The organism is Brevibacillus laterosporus, assembly GCF_030489605.1.
Lineage (GTDB): Bacteria > Bacillota > Bacilli > Brevibacillales > Brevibacillaceae > Brevibacillus_B > Brevibacillus_B laterosporus_E.
Window position 1 is genome coordinate 409,438 of the sequence record NZ_JAUKFY010000003.1, and the last position, 8,455, is coordinate 417,892.

Genomic DNA, 8,455 nt, shown 5'->3' on the forward strand with positions numbered 1-8,455 from the left:
TTCATACACCAGGAACTAATCTTGAAATTCACGTAGAATGGGTGTTAGCCGAATATGCTTTTCTATCACGTCGATAAGTTGATTTTTGGTGATTGGCTTCGCAAGATAGGGAAACAGACCAAGAACGGGAACTTTACCAAAATCCTCAATATAGTCAGCATTTTTTCTGATTGCTGTCATAGAGAGTGCGGCTTCTGTTTGATTTAGAATAACGCCTAAGATAGGAATTTCTCTTGTCCGCAAGGCTTCTATGGAGAGAAGAGTATGATTAATCGTTCCTAAGCCACCCCGCGCAACCAGTAGAACAGAGAAACCAAGCTGTTTAATCAGATCAATCCCTAGCTTTGTGTCTGTCAAGGGAGCTAATAATCCACCAGCACCTTCTACCAGCAGATTTTTATGTCTAGCAAAAAGCAGCTCACCAGCCTGCATAATGCCGGGGAGTGTTAAGATAGTACCTTCCCGAATTGCTGCTAGGTGCGGTGTAACTGGTTCTACAAAGGACAGCGGAGCAATTTCATGTGGAGCCTCCTTTAAGCCGGCCAGAGCTTTTATTCGTGAGGCGTCGCTTTCTATGTCATCGGCATGCGCTCCTGATTGCACAGGCTTCCATACCCCAACGTCCAAATTTCTCTGAAGGAGTGTTGCGGCTAAACTAGCTGTAATAATGGTTTTGCCTATCTCTGTATCAGTTCCCGCAATAAAAATGCCGTTGGTATGTCTCATGCTTCTCTACCTTCTGTAACTTCGACAATCGCCTGATATAAAATTTGAATCATTTCAGCTAGTTCATCGTGTGTGCTTGAGAGAGGAGGCATAAATACAAGTACATTTCCGAGTGGACGTGTTAATAAGCCTAGTTCTCTGCAGCGTTGGCTTACTTTTACCCCAATTCTGTCATTCCAGTGATAAGGAGTTCGCTTCTGTTTATCTACCACCAGCTCTATACCAACCATCAGACCTTTCTGACGAATGTCTCCTACATGCTTTCTCTCTAAAAATGCAGGCCATTTTTGTTTGAGCCACTTTGCATCAGCAGCTACTTTATCTACCAGTCCTTTTGATTCAAATAGCTCTAAATTGGCAAGGGCAACAGCACAGCCCAGCGGATTCCCCGTATAGGAATGTCCATGGAAAAATGTCTTTTGTTCCTCGTAATTCGCATAAAAACCTTGATAGATTTCATCTGTTGTAAGAGTTGCCGCCAAGGGGAGATATCCGCCGGTAATCCCTTTAGCAATGACCATGATGTCAGGCGTAACCTCCTCGTGTTCACAAGCAAACATCTTACCAGTACGCCCAAAACCAGTAGCAACCTCGTCAGCAATAAAAAGAACCTGGTGTGCAGCAGCTAGCTCAGCGATCTTTTTTAGACAACCTTCTGGCATTACAATCATGCCGCTAGCACCCTGAACGATTGGCTCAACAATAATCGCAGCGATTTCACTCGATTTTTCTTCTAGCAGCTTCTCCAAAGATTGAAGGGTTTGCTCCAGTGCCGCTCCATCCTTTTCTTCCCTGTATGTATTTGGATAAGGAATGGTGTAGGGAGAGAATAACAATGGTTTGTACACCTGATGATAAAGAGGGATTGCTCCCACACTAACGGCCCCAATTGTATCCCCATGGTATGCCTGATTCATGGTAATAAAGCGAGTCTTTCCGCTAATCCCTTTATTTTGCCAATATTGAAAGGCCATTTTTAGAGCAATCTCTACACCTGTAGCTCCACAGTCCGAATAAAAGACCTTCGTAAGCCCCTCTGGGGTGATTTCCACTAATTTTTCCGCTAATTGAATCGCTGGTACATTGGCCATACCCAGTAAGGTTGAATGGGCGATGAGTTCTAATTGTTTGGTTATTGCTTGATCTAATTCAGGTACGCAGTGCCCGTGTACATTGAGCCAGATAGAGGAAAACCCATCGTAGTATTTTTTGTTGTTCACATCGATTAATGTTACGCCTTCTCCTCGCTCGATGATTAAAGGATCATTCTCACAGTAGTCTTTCATTTGAGTAAAGGGATGCCACAAGTATTTTTTATTTTTACGGGCTAGCTCAGCATAGCTGGGTGTTGAAATCATGTAGGATCTCCTTTCTTCTTTTTTTGTAAACTGTATTTATTGTTTGGTTTACAAATATAGTTAGAAATATAGCATAGCTTTTTTTTCCTGTAAATGAGTAAGGATGCACATTAAAATTTGACAAATATAACAGAATAGCTAGAAGATGAAAAATGAGAATGAATAAAGTAAGGATGGAATAGAGAAAATATTTCTATTGTGTAGTGGGAGGGACATGTATGTTAACACGTAAGGTTTCACGGGTGGCGCTGATTGGTTCTGGATTTGTTGGGTCCAGCTATGCTTATGCGCTATTGAACCAAGGTATTGTAAATGAGTTAGTTATTATTGACGTTAATAAGGACAAAGCAGAAGGCGATGCCATGGATTTAAGTCATGGTCTGCCGTTTACTTCTCCAATGAAAATCTGGGCAGGTGACTACTCTGATTGTAAGGATGCTGATCTTGTGGTCATTACAGCAGGGGCAAATCAATTGCCTGGCGAGACCCGTTTAGATTTGATTGAAAAGAATGTTAGGATTTTTAATAAGATCGTAACGAGCATCATGGAGAGTGGATTTCAGGGTATTTTTGTCGTAGCTAGTAACCCAGTAGATGTTCTGACCTATGCAACGTGGAAAATTTCGGGATTACCTCATGAAAAGGTAATCGGCTCGGGCACATTGCTTGATACAGCACGTTTTCGTTACTTGCTTAGCAGAGCCTTTGAGGTGGATTCCCGCAGTGTCCATGCTTATATCATGGGAGAGCATGGAGATACGGAATTGCCTGTTTGGAGCCAGGCCAGCATTGGAGGCAAATCGATTACAGAATGCTTAAAGCAAGGGGTAGGGCCTACCAAAGAGGAATTAGATCAGATTTTCATTAATGTCCGTGATGCGGCTTATCACATTATCGAGAAAAAGGGTGCGACATATTACGGAATTGGAATGAGCTTGGCTCGTTTAACCAAAGCGATTTTATATAATCAAAATTCGATTTTGACCATCTCCACTCTTTTACAGGGGGAATTTGGTTTGCATGATACATATTTAGGAGTTCCGGCTGTAGTAAATCGCAGCGGTGTACGCGAGGTTGTTGAGATCACGTTAAATGAGGAAGAAAAGGCTAAACTAAAGCATTCTGCGGACGTGTTGAAGAAGGCATTGTCTACGATCTCCTTTACTTAGCAATATAAGGGGGAAGCTTGCATAAGAAATTCATGATGCCAGGCTATCAAATGTAAGGGAAACGGGAAAGGCTGCTGGTTGGTGGAGTAGCACTTTCTGTTTCCCTGTTTTTTTGCTTATTTATGTTTCTTTCTGGGTTCTTTGATCACATCCCAGGTTTCCTGGTCTTGAATTTGGTTCATAATAAGCATATATTCGGAAATAGCTTCTTGAATGGCTCTAGCAATTTGTTTTTGCGTTTTTTCATTTACTAGAAAATGGCGGTCACGCGAGTTGCTCAGATAGCCCATCTCTACAATAACTGTCGGACAGATCGATTGCTTAAGTAGATAATAGGTCTTGCCAGGCAATGGCTCACCTTTGGTTTTATACAACTGATCCAAATGGTGCTGGATGATATCAGCCAGGATATAGCTTTGATTATTTTTTTGATAAAGGACTAGCGGGCCTCTGCTAGATTTACTATTTGACCAATTAACATGGAGGCTAACCAGCATTTGTGGATGAACTTCCTTAGCCAAATGCCGTCTCTGGGCTAAATCACGAATATGACGTGAGGAAGAACGCAGCCATTTATTTTCATCGCTAAGAGCATAATCACCTGTGCGATTTAACAAAACCTGATGGCCTTTTACCAGTAATTCTTTATACAATAGCTTGGCAATTTGCAAATTAATATCCTTTTCTAAAATTCCTTGATAAGAGGTTCCTCCATCTATGCCGCCGTGTCCCGCATCAATAATGATTTCTATTGGCATATGCTCGGAGCTAATCGCTCTGGCATCAGTAGGGAGAAGGACCATCAACAGCAAGCCTACCAAGGCTACCTTCAACCACTGCATACACTTCCCCTCCTTAGGTTATGGAACAAGATGTACGTATCGTGTTAGAAATTTTGATATATAAAAGTATCTCCCTACCTGCAAAAACTCATGAAGAACTTTCAGAGGAAAACAGAGGGATTTATATAATAAATCGCCTTTTCACTCTAGCCGTTTGGACGTAAATCGCACTTATATGTTATAATAAAGCGTTGTAATTTCGAGTTGGAGGGTAACCTAAAATGGCAGAACAAACATCTCGGTTTCCAAAAATTGACATTAGCCAAGAGATGCGTGACTCGTTCATTGATTACGCGATGAGTGTCATCGTTAGTCGCGCTTTACCTGATGTAAGGGACGGACTAAAGCCAGTTCATCGCCGTATCTTATATGCCATGCATGATATGGGGCTTACTCCTGATAAGGCTTTCCGTAAATCCGCAAACGTTGTCGGTCAAGTAATGGCTAAGTATCATCCTCATGGTGACACGGCAATTTATGAGACCATGGTTCGGTTGGCACAAGATTTCAATATGAGATATATGCTCGTTGAAGGCCAAGGGAACTTTGGTTCTGTGGACGGCGATCGGGCGGCAGCTATGCGTTATACTGAGTCCCGTTTTTCAAAAATTGCTTTAGAAATGCTTCGGGATATTGATAAAGATACAGTAGACTTTATACCAAACTACGATGGACACGAGGAAGAACCTACCGTTCTCCCTTCTCGTTTTCCGAATTTGTTAGTAAATGGTTCAGCAGGTATCGCGGTTGGGATGGCGACTAATATACCGCCGCATAATCTGAGGGAGGTCATTGATGGTGTTAGTGCCATGATTGATAATCCTGAGATTACCGTTGCAGAACTGATGCAAATCATTAAGGGACCGGATTTCCCAACAGCTGGTGAAATTTTGGGATACTCTGGTATTCGGCGTGCTTATGAAACAGGACGCGGTTCCATTATTATGCGTGCAAAAACCAATATTGAAGAGAATAATGGGAAAGCCCGCATTATTGTAACGGAAATTCCGTATCAGGTGAACAAAGCTAGACTTGTTGAAAAAATAGCAGAATTAGTACGCGAGAAAAAGATTGACGGCATAACTGATTTGCGTGATGAATCTGACCGCAAAGGAATGCGTATTGTCATTGAACTTCGTCGGGATATTGTTCCAAAAGTAGTGTTAAATAATTTGTTTAAGCATACCCAAATGCAATCAACCTTTGGAGTTAATATGCTGGCGCTTGTTGATTCACGTCCAAAAACATTGAATTTGCGCGAAATGATCTACCATTACTTGGAGCATCAGCGCGTCATTGTTCGTAGACGCACTGAATATGAATTGCGTCAGGCTGAAGCGCGTGCGCATATCTTAGAGGGATTACGCATTGCACTTGATCATATTGACGAGATTATCAGTCTCATTCGTTCGTCTCGCATGGCAGAAGAAGCGCGCAATGCTTTAATCGAGCGATTTGGATTGAGTCATGAACAGGCTCAAGCGATTTTGGACATGCGTCTCCAACGTCTTACTGGTCTGGAACGCGAAAAAATTGAAGCGGAATACCAAGAACTTTTAATGAAGATTGCTGAATTAAAATCTATTCTTGCTGATGATAATAAAATTTACTCGATCATTCGTGAAGAGATGAATGCCATCAAAGAGAAATTCGGAGATGACCGTCGCACGGCAATCACGATTGGCGAAGATATGATTGAGGATGCAGATCTGATTCCAGAAGAGGAAGTTGTTATTTCCTTAACTCATAGCGGTTACGTGAAACGTTTGCCTGTAACCACCTATCGTAGCCAGAAGCGCGGAGGCCGAGGCATTCAAGGAATTGGAACCAAAGACGACGATTTCGTCGAGCATCTTTGCATCACGAACTCCCACGATACGCTCTTGTTCTTTACAAGTAAGGGAAAAGTGTATCGCTTAAGAGGATTCGAAATTCCTGATCTGAGTCGTACAGCTAAAGGAACGCCAATTATCAATTTGATTCAAATTGAAAAGGGTGAGACAGTCAGCGCTGTAATTCCAGTGAAGGAATTTAGAGAAGATCAGTTTATCTTCTTTGCCACTAAACAGGGTATTGTTAAGAAGACGGACTTAAAATCGTTTGAGAATATTCGACGCGGCGGCCTCTTTGCCGTAAATCTACGCGAAGATGATGAGCTGATTAATGTTCGTTTGACAGATGGCAACCAACAAATCATCATAGGTACCAAACAAGGAATGTCCGTTCGTTTTAATGAAGGCGACGTGAGAACCATGGGACGTACTGCTACAGGCGTTAAGGGGATAACCCTGGATCCTAACGACGTAGTAATTGGTATGGATGTCATCCGTGATGATGCTGAGGTATTAATCGTAACTGCAAAAGGCTACGGTAAACGTACACCTGTTTCTGAATATCGCATTCAGACACGTGGAGGTAAAGGAATTAAAACCCATAATGTTACAGAGCGAAGCGGTCAGGTTGTTGGCTTAAAAGTTGTGCAGGCTGATGAAGACTTAATGATTGTCACAATAACTGGCATCATTATTCGAATGGAGATAAAAGGGATTTCCGTTATGGGACGCTATACACAAGGTGTAAAATTAATTCGTTTAGATGATGAAGAGGAAGTTGTTTCAATTGCTACGGTAGAAGCTTCCGAGGAGGACTCTGAGAATAATCCTTCTACAGAAACTAAAGGGATTGAGACGGACAACGTTAACGAAGGTACAGAAGCAGATGCTACAGAAGCAGATGCCGATGTAGCTGATGATACATCTGAAGAATAAGTAATAAGTAAAAAGGTGATTCCATGATGGGATCACCTTTTTACATAAATTCCTTTGGGAATATAATCAAGTTTTCCCTATCCTTTTGTGTGCATCGCTTTTATAATAGAAGATAATTCTAAAGATATAGGTCTAATTTCTTAGTGATATATAGGGGGATCGATATGCCTGTTTGTCAGATTAAACACATACCGGTAGGATCTCGTTTAACGGAAGATGTTCATACACCGTTAGGAGGATTGCTTTTTACAAAAGGAACCGTTGTAGAGGATAGAGAATTAGAAATTTTGGATGCTTTTATGATTGAAGAGGTTTCTGTGGAAGCTGCAGTAGATGGAACTGCTATTACAGAAGGATTTGCCGATGGGAAAAAACAGGCATCCGTAGAAGGAAAAGAGACAAGTAAACCTATAAGAAACCGACAATCAGATTCAGGAATTGTGGAGCATCTGGAGAAGGCAGTCTCTTCTTTTAAAAACCTTTTCCAACATGTCCAAGGGGGGCAAAGCATTCCTGTATTAGAAGTTCGGAATGTTATGACTACACTTATTAAAGAAGTAGAGGAGCAATCTAATCTTTTATTCATCCTAAAAAAAGCAGATAATCCAAATAACTACTTGTATGAGCACTGTGTAGGTGTTGGTCTGCTTAGCTACATTATGGCAAAGTGGATGAAGCTTCCGGAAAAAGAATGGATGCAGGTAGCTTTAGCAGGGATGCTTATGGATATAGGAAAAACAAAAATTGACCCTAAAATTTTGTGGAAGCCAGACAAGTTAACATCTAGTGAATTTGAAGAGATGAAAAAACATACTGTTTATGGTTATGAGTTAATTAAATCAGCAAAGGGCCTCACACAGGGTGTTGGATTAGCAGCTCTACAGCATCATGAACGAGAAGATGGAAGTGGGTACCCATTTGGTATAAAAGGTGATAAAATACATACCTACAGTAAAATAATAGCTGTGGCTGATATGTATCATGCGATGTGCTCTGACCGTTTACATCAAAAGGGAACTTCTCCATTTCTAGTAGTAGAGCAGTTGTTGCAGGATAGTTTCGGTAAGTTAGATCCAAAGGTAGTTCGGGTTTTTGTTAATGGAATTACGCAGTTCTCTATAGGAAGTAAAGTAGAATTAAGTGATGGAACAGTTGGGAAAGTGGTATTTATAAATCAAAACTATCCAACCCGACCGATGGTAGAAATCAATCAAAACATCATTAACCTAGCTGACAAGAGAAATGTTTGGATTGTAAAAGCACTGATTTAAGATCCTTCTTTTATGAAGCCAAGATATTTATAACGATTAGGTTATAAGTATCTTTTTTATTTGAAACTGAAAAAAGTTTAATTTTATTTAAAAAACTATTGATTTTTATTATAACCGTGTGTTAGACTAAGTCCATAAGGTTGAAACAGCGGTTACTGAGTAAGGGAAACAGCTTCTTAAAGAAAGTATCTTTCAAAAAAAGTTGTTGACAAGAAAAGTTAAAGCTGATATGATTAAAAAGTTGCTTCTGAAAAACTTAACAAAAAACTCCTTGACAAAATAAAGGAGGATATGTTATAATGATGAAGCTGATTATGATCT

General features: G+C 40.7%; 6 protein-coding genes. 3 read left to right on the top strand and 3 right to left on the bottom strand.

Features of this window, described 5'->3' with window-relative positions; all coding sequences use genetic code 11:
- Nucleotides 1-15: 15 nt before the first annotated feature.
- Both bioD and bioA read right to left on the bottom strand, forming a co-directional pair.
- Nucleotides 16-726, bottom strand: a complete 711-nt coding sequence (gene bioD / locus QZ995_RS05500; protein ID WP_301804056.1) for a dethiobiotin synthase — start codon at nt 724-726, stop codon at nt 16-18.
- Nucleotides 723-2,084 (bottom strand): adenosylmethionine--8-amino-7-oxononanoate transaminase, encoded by a 1,362-nt coding sequence (bioA, locus tag QZ995_RS05505; protein WP_301804059.1) that lies wholly within the window; start codon nt 2,082-2,084, stop codon nt 723-725. Before bioA ends, bioD begins: the two co-directional genes overlap by 4 nt.
- Before the next feature lie 218 nt (nt 2,085-2,302).
- Here bioA and QZ995_RS05510 point away from each other — a divergent pair, with 218 nt between their 5' ends.
- A complete protein-coding gene (locus QZ995_RS05510) occupies nt 2,303-3,253 on the top strand; it encodes an L-lactate dehydrogenase (protein WP_031412583.1) in 951 nt (316 codons plus the stop codon).
- 116 nt (nt 3,254-3,369) lie between these two features.
- Here the strand turns inward: QZ995_RS05510 and QZ995_RS05515 are convergent, their stop codons facing one another.
- Nucleotides 3,370-4,095, bottom strand: a complete 726-nt coding sequence (locus tag QZ995_RS05515; protein ID WP_301804061.1) for an N-acetylmuramoyl-L-alanine amidase family protein — start codon at nt 4,093-4,095, stop codon at nt 3,370-3,372.
- Between the two features lie 221 nt (nt 4,096-4,316).
- On the opposite strand from QZ995_RS05515, the gene gyrA reads away from it, so the two are divergent.
- Together gyrA and QZ995_RS05525 are read left to right on the top strand one after the other, a co-directional pair.
- Complete coding sequence (gene gyrA / locus QZ995_RS05520) at nt 4,317-6,863, top strand: DNA gyrase subunit A (RefSeq protein ID WP_301804065.1); 2,547 nt, start codon at nt 4,317-4,319, stop codon at nt 6,861-6,863.
- Between the two features lie 164 nt (nt 6,864-7,027).
- Nucleotides 7,028-8,134 carry an HD-GYP domain-containing protein gene (locus QZ995_RS05525; RefSeq protein ID WP_301804067.1) on the top strand — a complete coding sequence of 369 codons (1,107 nt, stop codon included), beginning with the start codon at nt 7,028-7,030 and terminating at the stop codon, nt 8,132-8,134.
- Nucleotides 8,135-8,455 lie beyond the last annotated feature (321 nt).

Bases quoted from the DNA above. Each gene is read 5' to 3' on its own strand.
- bioD (WP_301804056.1), bottom strand. From the start codon at position 726: ATGAGACATACCAACGGCATTTTTATTGCGGGAACTGATACAGAGATA.
- bioA (WP_301804059.1), bottom strand. From the start codon at position 2,084: ATGATTTCAACACCCAGCTATGCTGAGCTAGCCCGTAAAAATAAAAAA.
- QZ995_RS05510 (WP_031412583.1), top strand. From the start codon at position 2,303: ATGTTAACACGTAAGGTTTCACGGGTGGCGCTGATTGGTTCTGGATTT.
- QZ995_RS05515 (WP_301804061.1), bottom strand. From the start codon at position 4,095: ATGCAGTGGTTGAAGGTAGCCTTGGTAGGCTTGCTGTTGATGGTCCTT.
- gyrA (WP_301804065.1), top strand. From the start codon at position 4,317: ATGGCAGAACAAACATCTCGGTTTCCAAAAATTGACATTAGCCAAGAG.
- QZ995_RS05525 (WP_301804067.1), top strand. From the start codon at position 7,028: ATGCCTGTTTGTCAGATTAAACACATACCGGTAGGATCTCGTTTAACG.